Origin of the sequence: Streptomyces sp. NBC_00299, from assembly GCF_036173045.1 — a bacterium.
Lineage (GTDB): Bacteria > Actinomycetota > Actinomycetes > Streptomycetales > Streptomycetaceae > Streptomyces > Streptomyces machairae.
This window is the reverse complement of the sequence record NZ_CP108039.1, coordinates 4,039,838-4,059,050: the sequence shown is the minus strand read 5'-3', so window position 1 is coordinate 4,059,050 and position 19,213 is coordinate 4,039,838. Positions and strand designations below refer to the sequence as shown.

General features: G+C 69.8%; 16 protein-coding genes. 12 read left to right on the top strand and 4 right to left on the bottom strand.

The genetic code is table 11. The features are described 5' to 3' along the window. Positions 1-2: 2 nt before the first annotated feature. Positions 3-815, bottom strand: coding sequence for a hypothetical protein (locus OHT51_RS17535; RefSeq protein WP_328879897.1), 813 nt, complete (start codon positions 813-815; stop codon positions 3-5). 233 nt (positions 816-1,048) lie between these two features. On the opposite strand from OHT51_RS17535, the gene OHT51_RS17530 reads away from it, so the two are divergent. The 5 genes from OHT51_RS17530 (at position 1,049) to OHT51_RS17510 (ending at position 7,963) form a co-directional block, all read left to right on the top strand. Continuing rightward, positions 1,049-2,185, top strand: a complete 1,137-nt coding sequence (locus tag OHT51_RS17530; RefSeq protein WP_328879896.1) for a CapA family protein — start codon at positions 1,049-1,051, stop codon at positions 2,183-2,185. A 209-nt stretch (positions 2,186-2,394) separates the two neighbouring features. Beyond that, positions 2,395-4,710, top strand: coding sequence for a HAMP domain-containing protein (locus tag OHT51_RS17525; RefSeq protein ID WP_328884356.1), 2,316 nt, complete (start codon positions 2,395-2,397; stop codon positions 4,708-4,710). 7 nt (positions 4,711-4,717) lie between these two features. After that, complete coding sequence (gene pgsB, locus OHT51_RS17520; protein WP_328879895.1) at positions 4,718-6,337, top strand: poly-gamma-glutamate synthase PgsB; 1,620 nt, start codon at positions 4,718-4,720, stop codon at positions 6,335-6,337. Positions 6,338-6,383: 46 nt separating this feature from the next. Further along, entirely contained in the window at positions 6,384-6,866 is a 483-nt protein-coding gene (locus tag OHT51_RS17515) for a poly-gamma-glutamate biosynthesis protein PgsC/CapC (protein WP_019753111.1), read from the top strand. 20 nt (positions 6,867-6,886) lie between these two features. Then, positions 6,887-7,963: a C40 family peptidase gene (locus OHT51_RS17510; protein WP_328879894.1), complete on the top strand. Its 1,077-nt coding sequence runs from the start codon at positions 6,887-6,889 to the stop codon at positions 7,961-7,963. Positions 7,964-8,026: 63 nt separating this feature from the next. On the opposite strand, the gene OHT51_RS17505 is transcribed toward OHT51_RS17510, so the two are convergent. Further along, positions 8,027-8,911, bottom strand: a complete 885-nt coding sequence (locus OHT51_RS17505; RefSeq protein WP_328879893.1) for a hypothetical protein — start codon at positions 8,909-8,911, stop codon at positions 8,027-8,029. 73 nt (positions 8,912-8,984) lie between these two features. On the opposite strand from OHT51_RS17505, the gene OHT51_RS17500 reads away from it, so the two are divergent. The 4 genes from OHT51_RS17500 to glmM all read left to right on the top strand — a co-directional run bounded on the left by OHT51_RS17500 (position 8,985) and on the right by glmM (position 13,122). After that, complete coding sequence (locus OHT51_RS17500) at positions 8,985-10,208, top strand: glycosyltransferase family 87 protein (protein ID WP_328879892.1); 1,224 nt, start codon at positions 8,985-8,987, stop codon at positions 10,206-10,208. 298 nt (positions 10,209-10,506) lie between these two features. Further along, positions 10,507-10,950 (top strand): 50S ribosomal protein L13, encoded by a 444-nt coding sequence (gene rplM, locus OHT51_RS17495; RefSeq protein ID WP_328879891.1) that lies wholly within the window; start codon positions 10,507-10,509, stop codon positions 10,948-10,950. A gap of 42 nt (positions 10,951-10,992) precedes the next feature. Continuing rightward, positions 10,993-11,526, top strand: coding sequence for a 30S ribosomal protein S9 (gene rpsI, locus OHT51_RS17490; protein WP_328879890.1), 534 nt, complete (start codon positions 10,993-10,995; stop codon positions 11,524-11,526). 237 nt (positions 11,527-11,763) lie between these two features. Then, positions 11,764-13,122 carry a phosphoglucosamine mutase gene (gene glmM, locus OHT51_RS17485; protein WP_328879889.1) on the top strand — a complete coding sequence of 453 codons (1,359 nt, stop codon included), beginning with the start codon at positions 11,764-11,766 and terminating at the stop codon, positions 13,120-13,122. A gap of 86 nt (positions 13,123-13,208) precedes the next feature. Here the strand turns inward: glmM and OHT51_RS17480 are convergent, their stop codons facing one another. Further along, on the bottom strand, positions 13,209-14,147 hold the full coding sequence (locus OHT51_RS17480; protein WP_328879888.1) for a DUF389 domain-containing protein: 939 nt from the start codon (positions 14,145-14,147) through the stop codon (positions 13,209-13,211). A gap of 82 nt (positions 14,148-14,229) precedes the next feature. After that, a complete protein-coding gene (coaA, locus tag OHT51_RS17475) occupies positions 14,230-15,198 on the bottom strand; it encodes a type I pantothenate kinase (RefSeq protein WP_328879887.1) in 969 nt (322 codons plus the stop codon). 204 nt (positions 15,199-15,402) lie between these two features. Between coaA and OHT51_RS17470 the strand changes: the two genes are divergently transcribed. The 3 genes from OHT51_RS17470 (at position 15,403) to glmS (ending at position 19,209) form a co-directional block, all read left to right on the top strand. Further along, the gene (locus OHT51_RS17470) at positions 15,403-16,416 is read left to right on the top strand and encodes an ATP-binding cassette domain-containing protein (protein ID WP_328879886.1); all 1,014 of its coding nucleotides are present in this window, start codon (positions 15,403-15,405) and stop codon (positions 16,414-16,416) included. Then, on the top strand, positions 16,413-17,228 hold the full coding sequence (locus OHT51_RS17465; RefSeq protein WP_328879885.1) for an ABC transporter permease: 816 nt from the start codon (positions 16,413-16,415) through the stop codon (positions 17,226-17,228). The genes OHT51_RS17470 and OHT51_RS17465 overlap by 4 nt, the downstream gene beginning before the upstream one ends. Before the next feature lie 133 nt (positions 17,229-17,361). Then, positions 17,362-19,209 carry a glutamine--fructose-6-phosphate transaminase (isomerizing) gene (glmS, locus tag OHT51_RS17460; protein ID WP_328879884.1) on the top strand — a complete coding sequence of 616 codons (1,848 nt, stop codon included), beginning with the start codon at positions 17,362-17,364 and terminating at the stop codon, positions 19,207-19,209. Positions 19,210-19,213 lie beyond the last annotated feature (4 nt).

The following is a 19,213-nucleotide window of genomic DNA, read 5'->3' as shown; positions in this document are numbered from 1 at the left end:
CCTCAGTCGGCCGACCAGGTGCTGAGGAGATCGCGCAGGGCGTCCTCGGTCTCGTCGGCGTCGCGGCCGTCGTCGCGGGCGGCGGGCGCCAGTTCCACGTGCAGGAAGGGGGCGTGGCGGCGTTCGGCCGACCTGCCCTGGACGTTCTCGGTGCCCTCCAGCGGGCAGCGTGCCGACCAGCCGCGGCAGACCCGCAGACCGTCCGACTCCAGCCGGTCGGCCAACGCCGAGGCCTCGCCGGACGCGCTCTGGGCCACGCCGCCGGAGACGATGGCCTCGTAGGGGCGCTCGGACGTCCGGGCGAAGCCGTGCAGTTGGAGGCCGGGCACCCCGCGCTTCTGGAGTTCCACGACGATGGCGTGGAACGCGCTGTCCTCGCGGTGGGCCACGTCCGCGGCGTCCGTGCGGCCGGCGCGGCGGTGGGCCCCGGCCACGACCAGTGCGCCCGAGGGAGTGTTCTCCAGCAGCCGGACGCCGAGTGACTCGGTGTCACGGTCGGACACCGGGTGCGGTACCTGGACGTTCCAGCGCAGTTCGGAGTCGGCGGTCAGGTAGAGGCGGCCCCAGCGTGCGGCCTCGCCGCTCTGCCGGACGGCGGCGATCTCGTCGTAGCGCCGGCCGGAGTCGGTGTCGGTGAGGCGGGTCACGCCGAGGCCGAGGGGTGCGAGCGCGCGCTCCGCCTCCGCCGCGTCGCCGTCCAGCAGGCGCCCGACACCGCGCGCCAGTTGGGCGCGTTCGTCGCCGGCGGGCGGGGTGTAGGTGTCGTCGGGTTCGAAGCGGGCCGTGTACGTGAGGATCCGGCTGCGGAGGTCCACGAGCTCCCGGGCCCGCGGAACGGACTGTTCCGTCGCATGGGGTGATGCCGCCTCACAACCGGCCAACGCCAGGATCAAAACCGTTTGGGCAAAAATGCGAGCGAACCGTGACTGTCTTGTGACGGTAGAGACAGGTTGAGTTGTGTGGCGCGTGTGAATATGTCGCGGTGACATTCCGTAAGTCTCTCCGTATAGGTCGCTCGCTGACGGTTCTGGTGGCTTTGGGCGGCCTGATGGCCGCCTGTACCTCAGGGTCCCCCGGGGCGCAGGTGAAGCCGGGCGGACGGTCGTTCACCGTCGCCGCCGCGGGGGATGTGCTCATCCACCCCGAGCTGGTCGAACAGGCGGCCAAGGACGCCGAGAAGACCGGTGAGGGGCAGGCCGGGCTGGACTTCGGACCGCTCATGGCCGGGGTGAAGCCGGTGATCAGCAAGGCCGATCTGGCCATCTGTCACATGGAGACACCGGTCGGGACACCCAAGGGCCCCTTCGAGGGTTACCCGGAGTTCCTGGTTCCACCGCAGATCCTCACAACCCTCAAGGACGTGGGCTACGACACCTGCTCGACGGCCTCCAACCACACGTACGACCACGGCCTCAAGGCCGTCAAGCGCACCCTGGACGCGATGGACAAGGTGGGTCTCGGGCACACCGGGTCCGCGCGGACGCCGCAGGAAGCAGAGCAGATCAACATCCGGGACGTCAACGGCGTCAAGGTCGCCCATCTCTCCTTCTCCTGGGAGTCCTTTCTCAATCCCACGCCCGGGAAGGAGCGTTGGGCCTTCAACCGGATGAGCACCGACGAGATCAAGAAGGCCGAGGCCAGGGCCCGCAAGAAGGGCGCCGAGGTGGTGATCCTCTCGGTCCACTGGGGCCTGGAGCACTACAACGAGCCGAGCCTCCCGCAGCTGGAGCTGGCGGAGCGGATCACCAAGGAGACCGGGATCGACCTGGTGATCGGTCACCACTCGCACGTGGTGCAGCCCATCCAGAAGCTCAACGGCAAGTGGGTCGCCTACAGCCTCGGCAACCAGGTGGCCCGCCACTCCTCGCCGACCGGTCTCACCGAGGAGGGCGCGATCGGCTGGTTCGAGTTCAGGGAGACGGCCGACGGCTGGGACGTCGACGCCCGCTACCGGACCACGCTGGTCGACATCCCGCCGGAGGTGGAAGCCGGCGACAAGGCGCCCGAGAGCGCGGTCGAGGAGCACCGAGTGGTGGACGTGCAGCAGGTGCTCGACAGCCCGGGCGACCTGTCGGAGGACCGGCTGGCCCGCTACCGGCTGGCCGCAGACCGTACCCGCGGCTTCCTCCACAATCGTGGCGCCCCGCGCGGCGACGGTCTTGAGCAGCTCTCGCTGGGGAAGTGACGAGCGACACGTCGACTGTTGCCTGCCGGAGCCCAACCCCGGCGCGTGTCGACTGTCTTTTAAAGTGACGGCGTCTCATGCCCGCGTCAGCGGTGGCTCCTGCGAGCGCCTGAGTAGTGAAGAGGCGAAGGAAACCACCGGTGACTTCAACCAAGGGTGCGCCACGTCCCGCACGGGGCGGACGGCGACGCCTGCGCAGACGTGCGGACATGCCCCTCCTGGGCGGCGTACGGCCGCCGATCGCGCTGCTGTGCCTGCTGATCCTCGCCCTGGCCGGGCTGACCGCCAAGGTGCTGGGCCCCGCAGGTGAGCCGGCCGTGCCGAAGGCGGTGCTGGGCTCCCAGGAGCACTTCGCGCAGGACGGCGCGATCGCCCTACGCGCGTCGATCGACGAGCGGGTCACCGACCTGAACCGCGTGGCGGCCGCGCTGAACGCCGGCAAGCCCGCGGATCCGGAGCGGGTGCTGTCGGATCTGAGCAGGACATACCAGAAGTGGACCGGCACCACGGTGCTGGATCTGGAGAGCGGGAAGGTGCTCGCGGCTCGGGGCGAAACGATTCCCCTTGCCTGGCTGGACAAGGACGTACTCACCGGTGAGCACGCCCTGACGCCCCGCATGGTGCGGCTGAAGACCGGTGACGTACGGCTCATGACCATGGCCCTGCTCGACCGGAAGGACCGTCCGCAGCAGCTGTTGATCGCCTCCAACAGCCTCTCCGTGCCCGCCATCAACCTGGGCCCGTTCCGCTCCATGGCGGTCGTTGCCCGCGGCGGCGAGGTCCTCGCCACGGAGGGCTTCGAGCAGGCCGAGGCGCTCAACTCGGACGCGGAGCGCGACGAGCTGACCTTCCTCCACAAGCAGATCACGCGGCTGTCGCAGCGGGCGGCGAAGGAGACCGAACAGGACCCCGTCAGCGCCAGGGAGCCCGGCTCCCGCGGCTACCCGGGCGTCAGCGGAACCCTGCTGGGCGACGCCTACAACGGCCGTATCGCCACCGCCGGCTACGCCTCCCTCGCCTCCGCCGACCCGGAGCAGCGCAAGAGCGTGGGCGCCGGTCTCGGGCTGACCGTCGTGGCCATGCTGCCCGTGGTGCAGGAACAGGCCGTCGGGCAGGAGCGGGAGCTGTACGGGCTGGTGGCGGCCGGAGTCCTGGTGGTGTTCGGGCTGCTGGCGGCGACCGTGCTGTGGATGGCGGTGCAGCGGCCCCTGCTGGGGCTCTTCCTGGAGTCGCGCCGACTGGCCCGCGGCGATCTGACCCGCCCCGTCGCCGTGCCCCGCTGGGGCGAGACCGCCCGTGTCGGCGCCGCGCTGGAGCGGCTGCGCGGGCAGTTGTCCGACGGGGGCGGCGATGCCCCCCAGGGTTCCGGTGCGAGCAAGGGCCGTGGGGGACGGCTCGGTCTGCGGGTGCCGCTGGCGCTGACAGCCGTCCTGCTGTTGCTGTGGTGCGTGCCGGTCGGTCTGCTCCTCAACCGCACGGACGCCTCGGTGAGTGTGCCGAGCACCATGGTCAACGACCAGCGCGACCGCACTGACCTCGTCGCCGACCGGGTGCGCCGGGCCCTCAACGAGGCCCAGGCCGACCTCGTCTCCATCTCCCGTCTGATCGACGCGGACGACCCCGACCGCAGCACGGGCGTGCTCGACGACGCCTTGCGCAAGCACACGCGGTACGGCTCCCTGTACGTCGTCGACGAGGGCGGCGAGGTCGTCGCCCGCGCCGGGGCCGAGCCGAACGCGGACTGGGAGCGCGGCGAGGCCGACGACAAGACCGACGCGTCCGGCGACACGTCCGACGACACGTCCGACGACCAGGACCAGTCGCTGGTCCGCGTGTCGGGTGAGGGCGGCAAGAAGCCGGTGATCCAGGCCGGGGCCGCCCTGCCGGACGAGAAGGGCATGACCCTGGTCGGCGAAATCCGGGTGGAGTTCCTGAACTCGCTGCTGAACCGGCCCGGCCTCGGTGAGGTCCGCGTGGTCGACGCCGAGGCGCGGACCATCGCCGCCAGTGACGGCTTCCTCGCCTTCGAGGGCCTGCCGCGCGAGTCGCTCACCGACCTCGTGCGAGCGGGCGGCGTCAAGGTCGGCGCGGGGCCCGTGGAGAACGGGCTGCTGATCCGCGAGGGCCGTTCGGTCACCGTCGCCGCCGCGGCGCCCTTCTCCGGCGGCGGTGTGGCGGCCGACGTCGGCTGGAGTGTCGTCAGCTGGCAGAACGCCAAGCACTTCGAGATCGCCCCGTACGAGCGCGAGGACCGCAGTGTGCTCGCCGGAATGCTCGGGCTCGCGTTGATCGTGGTCTGCCTGGGCTGGATCCATCTGGTCGTGGTCCGGCCGCTGCGCGCCCTCGCGGGCAGCGCCGAGAAGCTGGCCGACGGCGACCTCAAGACCGTGCTGTACCCCCGCTATCACGACGAGGTGGGGGCCGTCGTCCGCAGCCTCGAACTGGTCCGCCAGCAGTTGCAGGCCCGCAGGCAGAACCAGGCACGCCGGAGTGCCGAGCCCAGGCTCGGCGCCGGAGGAAGGTGACCGGCCCGTGCTCTACCTCTACTTCGTCCTGCTGATCGGCTCGGTGTTCCTGCTGATCGCGGGCATCATCGAGCAGCGCAGGCACTACGCCGCCCTGCACACCATCCCCTCCCGGGTGCTCGTCAACGGAATCCGTGGCAAGTCCTCCATCACCCGGCTGTGCGCGGGAGCCCTGCGCGGCGGTGACCTGGTCACCGTGGCCAAGACGACGGGCACCGCCGCGCGCTTCATCCACCCGGACGCCACCGAGGAGCCGGTCTACCGGAAGTTCGGCATCGCCAACGTGGTGGAACAGATCGGCATCGTCCGCCGGGCCGCCACCTACCGTCCCGACGCCCTCGTCATCGAGTGCATGGCGGTCATGCCGGCCCTCCAGGAGGTCAACCAGAGCAAGCTGATCCGCTCGACGATCGGCGTGCTGTGCAACGTCCGTGAGGACCACCTCGCCGAGATGGGGCCCACGCTCGACGACGTGGCCCGCTCGCTGTGCCGCTCGATGCCGGAGGACGGCATCTGCGTCACCGCCGAGAAGGAGCGCTTCCACATCCTCCAGGAGGAGGCGGACGCCCGTAACTGCCGGCTGATCTACGCCGATCCGGAGACGGTCACCGACGAGGAGCTGCGCGGCTTCAGCTGGTTCACCTTCAAGGAGAACGTCGCGATCGCGCTGGTCGTGGCGGACCTGCTCGGCATCGAGCGCAAGGTCGCGTTGCAGGGCATGTACGACGCCCCGCCGGACCCGGGTGTGCTGTCGGTGGAGAAGTACGTCGCCCCCGACGGCAAGCGGCTCGCCTTCGCCAACGTGTTCGCGGCCAACGACCCCGAGTCGACGCTGATGAACATCAACCAGCTGCTCGACCTCGGCGCGATCCGCCGCCCCCTGAACGTCGTGATCAACTGCCGCCCGGACCGGGTGGAGCGCAACGGGCAGATGGGCGAGATCATCCCCGACCTCCAGCCGGACAACGTCTTCGTCATCGGCCACCCGTCCAAGAGCGCCATCGACGCCATCCCCGCCGACTGGCGTGACCGGGCCGTCGACCTGGGCGGAGAGCGTCGCGCGGCGGACGAGTTCATGCCGACCCTGCTCGGCCGGATGTCCGACGGCTCCTCCCTCGTCGCCATCGGCAACATCCACGGACAGGGCGAGGAACTGCTCGAATACCTGGCCGAGCTCCCGGCGGACGAGAGCGGCACGGACGAGGCGGGAGACGCGGCTGTCGCCGCCGCCCCGCACCAGCAGCAGCGCCTGGACCCGTACGCCTCGTACCCCACGGCCCACGAGGAGCGCTACCAGGCCTCCCAGACCCAGGAGATCCCGGTGATCACCATCCCGGCCCCGCCGCGGGAGCGGTACGCCGAGGCCCCCTACGGATCGGGACAGGCCTACGGCCACGGTGAGCAGTACGGCCAGGGCCGGCCGCAGTACCCCGGGCACGGGCACGGGCACGTGCAGGAGCAGGTGCCGTACGCGGCCGGGCAGGCCGAGGTCTCGCAGTGGTTCCGGTCCGCGCGGCAGCCGTCGCACGGGGACGGCCAAGAGGTGCCGTACGGCGACGACCCATTCGGTCGGTCGGCCCGGCGGCCGGCGGACGACGACGGAGGTGCACCGCCATCGCGCGCCTGACAGCCGCTTCGCCCCCGAACCCGCACCCCTCTGCCCGGAGACCCCGTTGACCACCGCCGCCCTGACTCCCGAGATGGCTGCCCTGGGCATCGCCATTGGCCTGTTCTTCTCGCTGCTCTGCTATCTCACGACCAACCTGTCGCCCGGCGGCATGATCACACCCGGCTGGCTCGCGCTCACCCTCATCGAGGATCTCCAGCGCGCGGCCATGGTGGTGGGCGTGACCGCCCTGACCTACGGCGGCACCAAGATCATGCAACGGCTCGTGATCCTGTACGGCAAGCGGCTGTTCGCCGCCGTGGTGCTGCTGGGCGTGCTGTTGCAGGCCACGGTGATGATCGTGCTGTCGATCGAGTTCCCGCTGCTGTACGGCAACCAGACGCTCGGCTTCATCGTGCCGGGCCTGATCGCCTACCAGATGGTGCGCCAGCCCAAGGGGGCCACGCTGCTGGCCACGGGCACCGTCTCCCTCATGGCCTACATCGTGGTCGCCGCCGGCCTGCTGCTCGGCGTCATGCCGACCGTCTGAGAACCGAGGAGCACACAACGATGGCAGGGAAGAAGAAGTCGAGGCCCGTCGTCACGGGCCTGGTGCTGCTGGCGCTCGTCGGCACCTCCGGCTACCTCACGGTTGAACTGCGCAAGCAGGAGGAGCCGGGCGTCACCGAGGTGCGCAACGTCGGGGTCCTGGAAGGCGGCCGCAGTACCGAGGCCTCGACGGACACCGGCAAGGAGGCCTGGTCCCGGCTGGAGAACCCGGCGCGGTCCGTGCTGCGCGGGGCCGACGGCCAGATCAAGGCCGTGTTCACGGACGGCGCGCGCATCGCGACGCTGAGCGGGCCCGCCCGCACCTTCCAGGAGCCGACCTCGACCGCGTCGAAGGTCAGCACCACGGACTGGGTGCGGCTGATGCCGGAGAAGTGGTCCAAGGGGGCGGAGAAGGAGAAGTGGTTCAAGGAGTGGTACGCCGAGTACCGGAACAGCAAGGAGGACGACATCTTCGCCTTCGCCTTCCAGTACGTCGCGGGCGCGCCGCAGAAGAAGGACGGGCAGGGCACCGTCATCGCCGGTGACGCCAACTTCGGTCCGCTGAACACGTCCGGGTCGGAGGGCGGCGACCTGCGCCTGGAGCAGTCCGACTTCTACGACTACCTCGGGGTGCCGTACCCGTTCCGGGACGGCGTCGTCGGTCAGCCGGAGAGCATGCGGGCCCGCTCGATCGACTGCTCGGGCTTCATCCGCATGGTGCTGGGCTACCGGGCCCGCTACCCCCTGATGTCCTCGGACACCTCGGGCGACGGCCTGCCCCGCACCGCCAACGGCATGGCTCGCTCCAAGCAGGGCGTCGACATCCTGCCGCTGGCCGGGATCACCGCGCAGGACCGCCCGTCCGCCATCGACCAGCTCCAGCCGGGCGATCTCGTCTTCTTCAAGCTCGACACCCGCACCGGCCAGCGGCTCGACCACGTCGGCCTGGTCCTCGGGCACGACACCGAGGGTCACCTGATCTTCGTGTCGAGCCGCGAGGAGGTCAACGGGCCCACCATCGGCGACGTCGGCGGTGTGTCCCGCCTCGACGGCAACGGCTACTACGCGAAGACGCTGCGCAGCGCCAAGCGCTTGTGAGCCCGGGGCCGGCCGCGGCGGTCGACAGTGCGTCGGCCGCCGCGCGCCGCTTCCCGCGCGCCGCTACTCGCCCGCCGCCGCCGAAGCCTGGGCCTCACCGCGCCGGCGGATCTGGCGGAACGTGAACTCCTCCAGGTTGTCGCCGGTCTGGAAGCCCGCCGTGTCCTTGTCCGTCATGTCCTTGCCGTTGGTGAAGCCCGTGATGGTGAAGTAGGCGTAACGGCCGTAGGAGTTGGACTTGGAGTAGCAGACGGCGGAGGCGCAGAAGTCCTTGATGCCCTTGCCGGAGAGCGGCCGGACGATGTCCTTCTTCGTGTTCACCTGGCCCTTGACCTTGGTGGCCTTGGCCTCGGTGTCGAAGACCGCCACGCCCACCGTCACCGCGAGGCCGTCCTTGACGTAGGAGACGCGCATGAAGCGGGTGCAGCCGTTGGCGGAGAGGATCTTCGGGAGTCCGCCCTCGGTGACCGCGGAGCAGTTCTTCGTGTCGTCCGTCGCGCCCTTCTTGTAGACCGTCTCACCCATGGTCAGCTGTGTGCCGGGGAAGAGGATCTGCGCGCCGAGCGGAGCGGTGTCCTTGGCCTTGCTGGAGATGAAGTCCTTCGGATCCAGCGGCGGTGGGGCGCTCGTCGGCTCGAACGACGGGGCGGTGGACTGGTTCGGCAGGTCCGCGGTCGCCGGGAGCTCGGAAGACGGCTGATTCGAGGCCGAGTTGCCGTCGTTCGACGACACCACGGCCACGGCGACGGCGGCACCGATCGCGACAGTGGCCAGCGCGCCGCCGCCGATGAACAGCAGCCGACGCCGTTTGTTACGGGTCTCGGATGCCTCGGCGAGCGCGGCCCAGTCCGGGGTCTGGTCGTCGGCGCCGCTGTTCCACGGCTGCTGGGATTGCGGTGTCCAGGGATCCCACTGGGACTGGGGTCCCCCCTGCTGCCCGTAGCTCATGGGGCGCATCTTAGACGGACCGAAGGTGTGCCGGTCCGCCCCAAGCGGCCCACAGGCACCTAGCGTTCAGCCGATGAGCGAGCACAAAAGCGACATCTCCGGGTGGTTGGTACGACGGGCGACGTGGCATCTGTGGGCGGTGCTCGGGGTCTTGCTGGGGGCCCTCGTGATGCGTACGGCGCGGGTGACCTCGGACGGAGGGATGGACAACGCCATCGTCGTGCGGGCGGCGCGGGTCTGGCTGGGTGGGGGTTCGCCGTATGACGACCCCCACTTTCTCTATTTGCCGAGTGCGGTGCTGGCGGCGGCTCCTCAGGCCCTGATTCCGCGGGGTCTGCTGGGGGTGCTCGTGCCGGTGGTCGTGACCGGGTGTCTGGTGGGGGGCTGGGTCTGTGCGCTGCGGGTGCACGGGGTTCCGCTGCGCAGCCGGTTCGCCGCCCTCGGACTGATCGGGCTCGCGGTCGGGTTCGCCCCGTTCGCGCACCTTGTTCTGCTGGGGAACTGGACCGCTACGGCGGTGCTCGCCCTGCCGCTGGGCCTGTTGCTGGCGGCGCGGGGGCGGTGGGTGGCGGCGGGGGCGGTGATCGGGGCGGCGATCGCCCTGAAGCCGCTGCTGGCGCCGGTGGGGTTGCTGTTCGTGTTCGCGCGGCAGTGGCGGGGGCTGGGGGTGATGGTCGGGGTGCCGGTGGTCGCGTCCGTGGGGGCGGCGTTGCTGCTGCCGGATCCTGCGGGGTTCTTCACCCGGACTCTGCCGTTCCTTCTGGGCGGGGACGACGGCTTCGTGCGGCTGTATGAGGCGTCGCTGGTTGCCGTGCTGCCGAGGGTGGGGGTGCCGGGGGCGGTGGCCGGGGGGATCGGGCTGGTCGCGGCGGGGGTGGGGGCGGGATGTGCGTATGGGCGCTGGCGTCGTGGGGACGAGGGGGCGCGGCGCCTTGTCGAGACTGCGGCGGGGCTGATGCTCTCGGCGTTCCTCGTATCCCGGCCGTCGTACGACCACTATCTGCTGGCTGTCGTGCCGCTGCTGGTGGCCGGGGTGCTGAGTGAGGGGGCGGTTGCCCGGGGGGTGTGGTTCTGGGTCTCGCTCGTGCCGCAGCTTCCCGGGGTGACCTGGCCCTATCTGGAGGCGGTGCAGCGGCGGGCCTTTCGGGATGCGGTGACGTTGTGTGGTGTGGCGGTGACGGTGGCCGTCCGGGGCGTTCGGTCCGGCGGGGATGTCTCGCCCCCGCCGCCCCTACCCGTCCCGTCCTCCAGGGGCTCCACCCCTTCGACCCCACCAGCCTCGTCCCGCGGGACGTGACCATCAACACGCGGTCCGGGGCGGTGGGGCCCGGCGGGGCGCTTACGCTGGTTACCGGACAACAGGACCCAGGCGTCGGCAACCCGTTTTGACCCGGCCGCGGCGCCGCAGGTATCCTGCGTGTTCGTTGTGTATTGGCTCGCTCGTTCTCACGGGAGTGGCCTCTACCTAGGTTCCCTGGAGCAGTTACCAGTGGGCGGCATACGGGCAGCGTCCCCGGCATTGTCGTCCCCAGCTGCACGATCGCTTCAGTGATGCCATGTGTCAGCACCCATCCACTGAAGAAGAAGGCTGCGAAGTGCGTACGTACAGCCCCAAGCCCGGCGATGTGACTCGCCAATGGCACGTCATTGACGCTCAGGACGTCGTCCTGGGCCGTCTCGCCACCACCGCCGCGTCCCTTCTCCGCGGCAAGCACAAGCCGATCTACGCGCCCCACGTCGACACCGGTGACTTCGTCATCATCATCAACGCCGACAAGGTGCACCTCTCCGGCAACAAGCGGACCCAGAAGATGGCGTACCGCCACTCCGGCTACCCGGGTGGTCTGCGCTCCGTCCGTTACGACGAGCTCCTCGACAAGAACCCCGAGAAGGCCGTCGAGAAGGCCGTCAAGGGCATGCTCCCCAAGAACACTCTGGGCCGTCAGATGCTCTCGAAGCTGAAGGTCTACAAGGGTGACCAGCACCCGCACGGCGCGCAGCAGCCGCAGCCGTACGAGATCACCCAGGTCGCGCAGTAAGTCCGGCCACCCCCTAAGACTGAAGAGAATCTGAGGAGAATCGTGGCCGAGACCACTGCCGAGCAGCCGCTCGACGAGAACGTCGAGAACGTCGAGAACATCGACATCGACAGCTACACCACCGAGTCCGAGGTTCCGGTGGAGGGTGAGTACACCTCCGAGTCCCTCGCCTCGCGCTTCGGTGAGCCCCAGCCGGCCGCCGGCCTGGGCCGTCGCAAGAACGCCATCGCCCGCGTCCGGATCGTTCCGGGCACCGGCAAGTGGAAGATCAACGGTCGCACCCTTGAGGACTACTTCCCCAACAAGGTGCACCAGCAGGAAGTCAACGAGCCCTTCAAGGTGCTTGAGCTCGAGGGTCGCTACGACGTCATCGCCCGCATCGCCGGTGGCGGTGTCTCCGGCCAGGCCGGTGCGCTGCGTCTCGGTGTCGCCCGCGCCCTGAACGAGGCCGACGTCGACAACAACCGCGGCCCGCTGAAGAAGGCCGGCTTCCTCAAGCGCGACGACCGTGCGGTCGAGCGCAAGAAGGCCGGTCTGAAGAAGGCCCGCAAGGCCCCGCAGTACAGCAAGCGCTAAGCGCAAGCTGCCTCTGCTCGTACTCCGGTACTCCGAACGCCCCGGCGGCACGCCACAGTGCCGCCGGGGCGTTCGTCTTATCACCGGGCGCGGGCGTATAACGGCACAAGACGTTCAAAGGCTTGTGTGATCCGATGCCCCAGGCATGGAATGCCTGGTAGCGGGAGCCCCCGGTGGCCCGGTGGCATATCGAGCGCCGGCTCCGCTTTCGGAACTGATGTTTCCTCAGGAGGACAAGTGGGACGACTCTTCGGCACGGACGGCGTGCGTGGTGTCGCCAACGCGGATCTGACGGCCGAGATGGCCCTCGGTCTGTCCGTGGCGGCAGCGCACGTACTCGCCGAGGCGGGCACCTTCGAGGGCCACCGGCCGACAGCGGTGGTCGGGCGGGATCCGCGCGCGTCCGGGGAGTTCCTGGAGGCCGCCGTCGTCGCGGGCCTCGCGAGTGCGGGTGTCGACGTGATGCGGGTCGGCGTGCTGCCCACGCCCGCGGTCGCGCACCTCACCGGCTCGCTCGGTGCCGACCTCGGTGTCATGCTCTCCGCCAGCCACAACGCCATGCCGGACAACGGCATCAAGTTCTTCGCCCGCGGCGGCCACAAGCTCGCCGACGAGCTGGAGGACCGTATCGAGTCCGTCTACGACGAGCACCGGCACGGTGAGCCGTGGCAGCGGCCGACGGGTGCGTCGGTCGGACGGGTGCGGTCGTACGACCAGGGGTTCGACGAGTACGTCGCCCACCTCCTCGGCGTGCTGCCGAACCGGCTGGACGGGCTGAAGATCGTCCTCGACGAGGCGCACGGCGCCGCGGCGGGCGTCTCTCCGGAGGCGTTCCGGCAGGCCGGGGCCGACGTCGTCACCATCGGTGCCGAGCCGGACGGGCTCAACATCAACGACGGCTGCGGGTCCACGCACCTGGACAAGCTGAAGGCCGCCGTCCTCGACCACGGGGCCGCGCTGGGGATCGCGCACGACGGGGACGCCGACCGGTGCCTCGCCGTGGACCACACCGGCGACGAGGTGGACGGCGACCAGATCCTCGCCGTGCTCGCGCTGGCGATGCGGGAACGCTCCGCTCTGCGCGCCGACACCGTCGTGGCGACCGTGATGTCGAACCTCGGCTTCAAGCTGGCGCTGGAGCGCGAGGGTCTGAAGCTCGTGCAGACCGGCGTCGGCGACCGGTATGTGCTGGAGGAGATGAAGGAGCACGGCTACGCCCTCGGCGGCGAGCAGTCCGGGCATGTCATCATCCTCGACCACGCCACGACCGGTGACGGCACGCTGACCGGGCTGCTGCTGGCGGCCCGGGTCGCCGAGACCGGGCGTACGCTGCGGGATCTCGCTGCTGTGATGGAGCGGCTGCCGCAGGTGCTGATCAATGTCCCGGACGTGGACCGGACCCGGGTCGGGAGCTCGGCCGAGCTGGCTGCCGCCGTCACCGAGGCGGAGCGGGAACTCGGTTCCACGGGGCGGGTGTTGCTGCGGCCGTCCGGTACCGAGCCGTTGGTGCGGGTGATGGTCGAGGCCGCGGATATCGAGCAGGCCCGGTCTGTGGCGGGGCGGCTGGCCGATGTGGTGAAGTCCGCGCTGGGGTAACCGGTCGTGCCGGGTCGGGGCGGGGGGTTTCTGTTCGTCGCGGGCTGACCGTTGTCTGTGGTTGCTCGCGCAGTTCCCCGCGCCCCTTACGGGGTGGTGCTCCGCCGGCGTTGTACGGACCAGAGCCACTTCTGTGTCAGCAGGGTGAGGGTGCCTGCCAGGATGATGCCCAGGAGGTTCAGGAGCAGCTGCCCGGTCGAGAGCCAGGTCTGTTTGGCGTCGCCGTAGATCAGCGCCACCGACGCGTTGGCGGCGGCCGGGACCGTCGTCACCGAGATGGCGACGCCGACCAGAGCGCCGGACTTGGCGGACGTCAGGGAGAGGGTGCCGGCGGCGCCGGCCAGTACCGCCACGACGAAGGAGAACCAGTCGGGGGCGTAGATGAAGCCCGTGTTGGGCCGGTCCGCCTCCAGTTTGGCCTCGGTGAACAGGCCGACGGCGTCCATGAGGTAGCTGAAGCCCATCGTCACCGCCATCGCCACCGCGAAGCCCACCAGCAGAGCGATCAGTGAGCGCAGCGCCAGGCGTGGCGCCCGCTGCACCATGGCCGTGCAGATGCCCGCGAGCGGGCCGAACTCCGGGCCGACCGCCATCGCGCCCACGATCAGGATCGCGTTGTCGAGCACGACACCGCAGGCCGCGATCATCGTTGCGAGGGTGATGAAGGCGAGGTAGGTGACCGAGAGAGTCGACTCCTCGTGTGTCGCCTCCGTGAGGTGCTCCCACAGCACCGCGTCCGCGCCCTCCCCCGGCGCCTCCTTCTCGGCCTCGTCGGCGCGCTTGGACAGCGACAGGTCGATGTTCTCGACGGCGATGGACCCGGACTTCTCGATGCCCAACTGCTGGAGATCGGTGAGGAGTCCGTCGCCCGCCTCGCGCGCCACGTCACACATGACCAGGTCCCCGGAGGGGTTGCGGGCGGCGCCCGGCAGAACGGCGAGGTGGGTCGCCCCCACCGTCCCCTCGATCAGGCGTACCACGTCGTCGGTCCGGTCGGCCGGCGTGATCAGGCGCAGATGCAGCATGACGCCTTTTTAACAGGCCCGTGTGACAGCCTCACAGCCTGCGCAGCCTCACAGCCTGCGCAGCCTCACGGCCTGCGCAACCTCACAGCTTGCGCAGGCTCAGCCGCTGCACCTTGTGGTCCGGGCCCTTGCGTACGACCAGGGTGGCCCGGCCGCGCGTGGGGGCGATGTTCTCCACCAGATTGGGCTTGTTGATGGTGCGCCACATCGTGCCGGCGTAGTCGAGGGCCTCCTCCTCGGACACCTGGGTGTACTTGCGGAAGTACGAGGACGGGTTCTGGAAGGCGGTCTCGCGCAGCCGCTTGAAGCGGTTGAGGTACCAGCGCTCGATGTCCTCGGTGCGGGCGTCGACGTACACGCTGAAGTCGAAGTAGTCGGCGAGGCCGACCCGGGTGCGGCCGTCCTTGCCCGGGAGGGCGGGCTGGAGGACGTTCAGTCCCTCGACGATCAGGATGTCGGGGCGGCGGACCGTGAGCTTCTGGTCCGGGACGATGTCGTAGATCAGGTGGGAGTAGACGGGGGCCGTGACCTCGCCCTTGCCCGCCTTGATGTCGGCGACGAAGCGGGTGAGAGCGCGGCGGTCGAAGGACTCGGGGAATCCTTTCCGCGACATCAGGCCGCGGGCCTGGAGCTCCTTGGTGGGCAGCAGGAAGCCGTCCGTGGTGACCAGCTCCACGCGCGGGTGCTCGGGCCAGCGGGAGAGCAGGGCCTGCAGCAGGCGGGCGACCGTGGACTTGCCCACGGCGACCGAACCGGCGACCCCTATGACGAACGGGGTGCCGGACTGGGAGCCCTGTTCGCCCAGGAAGGTGTTCAGCGCCCCTCTGAGGCCGTCCGTGGCGCCGACGTAGAGGTTGAGGAGGCGGGAGAGCGGGAGGTAGATGTCGCGGACCTCGTCGAGGTCGATGACATCGCCCAGACCGCGCAGCTTCTCGACCTCCTCCGCCGTGAGCGGCAGCGGGGTCTTGTCGCGCAGCGCGCTCCACTCCGAGCGGGTGAGGTCGACGTAGGGAGTCGCCTCCGGCTTGGGCCGGTGGGCGCTCCGGGGCATCGAGGAGACCGGAGAGATCACAGTCCATTGTTACGGGAGTACGAACGGACGGTGAGGTGGGATCCGTCACGCCGCCGCGTTTTCGGGAGGAAACGGCTGTCATCGTCCGGTACCTGGGCAAAGTGGGGAATGTCAGTGGCGTGCGTCACAGTTGTGGGAGAGGTGGGCCCAGCCCGGGGTCCACCGACCCCGAGGGGGTGACCCATGACGTATGCGATCGAGGCGGAAGGCCTGGTCAAGCGGTTCAAGGACACCGAGGCGCTGGCCGGGGTCGACCTGGGGGCCCGGCGAGGCACGGTGCTCGGACTGCTGGGTCCCAACGGCGCGGGGAAGACCACCGCGGTGCGGATCTTCGCGACGCTGCTCCGGCCCGACGGGGGCCGGGCGCAGGTGGCCGGGCACGACGTGGTCCGGGAGGCCGGGGTCGTACGCGCCATGGTCGGGCTGACCGGTCAGTACGCGGCGGTGGACGAGAACCTGACCGGCACGGAGAACCTGCTGATGATCGGCAGACTGCTCGGTCTGCCGCGCCGGGAGGCGAAGGCGCGCGCGGCCGAGCTGCTGGAGCGCTTTCAGCTGGCGGACGCGGCCGGGCGGGCCACGAAGACCTACTCCGGCGGTATGCGCAGGCGACTGGACCTCGCGGCCAGTCTCGTCGGCCGGCCCAGCATCCTCTTTCTCGACGAGCCGACGACCGGCCTGGACCCGCACAGCCGCGGTGAGCTGTGGGACCTGCTGCGGGGCCTGGTCGCGGACGGGGCGACGGCCCTGCTGACCACGCAGTATCTGAACGAGGCCGATGTGCTCGCCGACGACATCGTGGTGATCGACAAGGGCCGGGTGATCGCCGAGGGCACGCCCGACCAGCTGAAGTCGCAGGTCGGGGGCCAGGTGCTGCAGCTGCGGCCGGTGGCGGCCGAGGATCTTGTACGGGCGCACCTGCTGGTCACCGAGGCGGCAGGCCCGCAGACCCAGATCGAGGGCGAGACGATCACCGCCCCGGTGAAGGATCCCGAGCTGATGCCCGCGGTCGTGCGCACGCTGGACCGGGAGGGGATCGCGGTGGGCGAGCTGGCGCTGCGGCGCTCGTCGCTGGACGAGGTGTTCCTGGCCCTGACCGGACACCGTGCCGAGCCGGGCGAGCCGGAGAAGAACGGCGGGGCGGCCGTACGGGACGAGGACGAGAGTGAGCGGGAGAAGGCGGTGAGCCGGTCATGACCGCCGCGACCACGACCATCACGGCCCCGATCACCAAGTCGGGCCGGGTGCGACCGCTCGACGGGATGCGGCAGACCTTCACGATGGCCTGGCGGAGCCTGGTGGCGGTGAAGCACAACCCCCTCGAACTGGTCGACTACAGCATCACGCCGATCATGTTCGTGTTCCTGTTCACGTACGTGCTGGGCGGGCAGATGGCCGGGTCGCCCGAGGCGTATCTGAAGTACGCGCTGCCGGGGATCATCGTCCAGAACACCCTGTTCATGACCATGTACACGGCCATGGCGCTCAACACCGACCTCACCAAGGGCGTCTTCGACCGGCTGCGCAGCCTGCCGATAGCCCGCTCGGCGCCTCTCATCGGCCGCATCACCGCCGACCTCGCCAAGCATGTCTGGGCGCTGCTGCTGATGATCGGCCTCGGCCTGCTGCTCGGCTTCCGGATCACCGGGGGAGTGGACGGGTTCCTGCTCGGGACGCTGCTGGTGGTCGTGTTCGCGGCGGCGGTGTCGTGGGGCGCGGTACTGATCGGGATGCTGGCGGGGGATGCGGAGAAGGTGCAGGCCTTCGCGTTCACGATCATTTTCCCGATCACGTTCACCAGCAGCGCGTTCGTCATGGTGGACACCATGCCGGGGTGGCTGCAGGCGTGGAGCGACGTGAATCCGGTGACGCATCTGTCGGACGCGTTCCGGGGGCTGCTGCTGGGTGGGCCGGTGGCGGAGCCGGTGCTGTGGTCGCTGGTGTGGGCGGCCGGGATCGCGTTGGTGTTCTATCCGCTGGCCATGCGGTCCTATCGGGCGAAGACCTGACGGAGGTCGGTGATACGTCGCGGTGGACGCCTGTGATTCTGGCTTCGTACCGCCGTGGGAATTTCCGAATTCGGGCAGGCGGCGCGGATTTCGGGGGCGATTTTCGTGACGATCGGACCGTAGGCTGCCGCGCATGTGCGGAATCGTGGGATACGTGGGGTCGCAGTCGGCGCTCGAGATCGTGATGGCCGGACTGAAGCGGCTGGAGTACCGGGGGTACGACTCGGCCGGGGTCGCCGTGCTGGCGGACGGAGGGCTGGCGGGGGCCAAGAAGGCCGGGAAGCTGGGGAATCTGGAGAAGGAGCTCGCCGAGCGGCCGTTGCCGACCGGGACCACGGGGCTCGGGCACACGCGGTGGGCCACGCATGGTGGGCCCACGGACGCGAATGCGCATCCGCATCTCGACAACGCGGGGCGCGTCGCCGTCGTGCACAACGGGATCATCGAGAACTTCGCCGCTCTGCGGGCCGAGTTGGAGGAGCGGGGGCACGAGCTGACCTCCGAGACCGACACCGAGGTGGTCGCGCATCTGCTCGCCGAGGAGTTCTCGGTCTGCGCCGACCTGGCCGAGGCCATGCGGCTGGTGTGCCGGCGGTTGGAGGGGGCGTTCACGCTGGTCGCCGCGCATGCCGATGAGCCCGATGTGGTGGTCGGGGCGCGGCGGAACTCGCCGCTGGTGGTGGGCGTTGGGGAGGGTGAGGCCTTTCTCGCCTCGGATGTCGCCGCGTTCATCGCCCACACACGGTCGGCGATCGAGCTGGGTCAGGACCAGGTGGTGGAGCTGCGGCGGGACGGGGTGACCGTCACCGGGTTCGACGGGCGGCCGGCGGAGGTGCGGCCGTATCACGTCGACTGGGACGCCTCGGCCGCGGAGAAGGGCGGCTATGACTACTTCATGCTCAAGGAGATCGCCGAGCAGCCCAAGGCGGTCGCCGATACGTTGCTGGGGCGCATCGACGCGTCCGGTTCGCTGACGCTGGACGAGGTGCGGATCAGCGCCTCCGAGCTGCGTGAACTCGACAAGGTCGTCATCGTCGCCTGCGGCACGGCCTTTCACGCCGGAATGATCGCCAAGTACGCCATCGAGCACTGGACGCGGGTGCCGTGCGAGGTCGAACTGGCCAGTGAGTTCCGGTACCGGGATCCGATCCTCGATCAGCAGACCCTCGTCATCGCCATCTCGCAGTCCGGCGAGACCATGGACACCCTCATGGCGCTGCGGCACGCCCGTGAGCAGGGGGCCAGGGTGCTGGCGATCTGCAACACCAACGGGTCGACGATTCCGCGTGAGTCGGATGCGGTGCTGTACACGCATGCCGGGCCGGAGGTCGCGGTCGCCTCGACGAAGGCGTTTCTGACGCAGCTGGTGGCGTGTTACCTCGTCGCGCTGTATCTCGGGCAGGTGCGGGGCACCAAGTGGGGCGACGAGATCGGGGTCGTCATCCGGGACCTCTCCCAGATCTCCGGTGAGGTCGAGCGGGTGCTGGAGACCATGGAGCCGGTGCGGGAGCTGGCGCGGTCGCTGGCCGCGAAGAAGACGGTGCTGTTCCTGGGACGGCACGTGGGATATCCGGTCGCCCTTGAGGGCGCGCTGAAGCTGAAGGAACTCGCCTATATGCACGCCGAAGGCTTTGCGGCGGGGGAGTTGAAGCATGGGCCGATCGCTCTGATCGAGGACGATCTGCCGGTGGTCGTGGTCGTGCCTTCGCCCCGGGGTCGGTCGATCCTGCACGACAAGATCGTGTCCAACATCCAGGAGATCCGGGCCCGGGGTGCGCGGACGATCGTCATCGCGGAGGAAGGGGACGAGGCGGTGGTGCCGTACGCGGACCACCTGATCCGGATCCCGGCCACGCCGACCCTGCTTCAGCCGCTGGTGGCGACGGTCCCCTTGCAGGTGTTCGCCTGCGAGCTGGCGACGGCCCGGGGCAACGAGGTGGACCAGCCTCGGAACCTGGCGAAGTCGGTGACGGTGGAGTGAGGGG

Excerpts from the sequence above, each read along its gene's own strand:
- OHT51_RS17500 (WP_328879892.1), top strand. The coding sequence starts at position 8,985 with ATGAGCGAGCACAAAAGCGACATCTCCGGGTGGTTGGTACGACGGGCG.
- OHT51_RS17480 (WP_328879888.1), bottom strand. The coding sequence starts at position 14,147 with ATGCTGCATCTGCGCCTGATCACGCCGGCCGACCGGACCGACGACGTG.
- coaA (WP_328879887.1), bottom strand. The coding sequence starts at position 15,198 with ATGCCCCGGAGCGCCCACCGGCCCAAGCCGGAGGCGACTCCCTACGTC.
- OHT51_RS17505 (WP_328879893.1), bottom strand. The coding sequence starts at position 8,911 with ATGAGCTACGGGCAGCAGGGGGGACCCCAGTCCCAGTGGGATCCCTGG.
- OHT51_RS17525 (WP_328884356.1), top strand. The coding sequence starts at position 2,395 with ATGCCCCTCCTGGGCGGCGTACGGCCGCCGATCGCGCTGCTGTGCCTG.
- OHT51_RS17530 (WP_328879896.1), top strand. The coding sequence starts at position 1,049 with ATGGCCGCCTGTACCTCAGGGTCCCCCGGGGCGCAGGTGAAGCCGGGC.
- OHT51_RS17470 (WP_328879886.1), top strand. The coding sequence starts at position 15,403 with ATGACGTATGCGATCGAGGCGGAAGGCCTGGTCAAGCGGTTCAAGGAC.
- OHT51_RS17510 (WP_328879894.1), top strand. The coding sequence starts at position 6,887 with ATGGCAGGGAAGAAGAAGTCGAGGCCCGTCGTCACGGGCCTGGTGCTG.
- OHT51_RS17465 (WP_328879885.1), top strand. The coding sequence starts at position 16,413 with ATGACCGCCGCGACCACGACCATCACGGCCCCGATCACCAAGTCGGGC.
- glmS (WP_328879884.1), top strand. The coding sequence starts at position 17,362 with ATGTGCGGAATCGTGGGATACGTGGGGTCGCAGTCGGCGCTCGAGATC.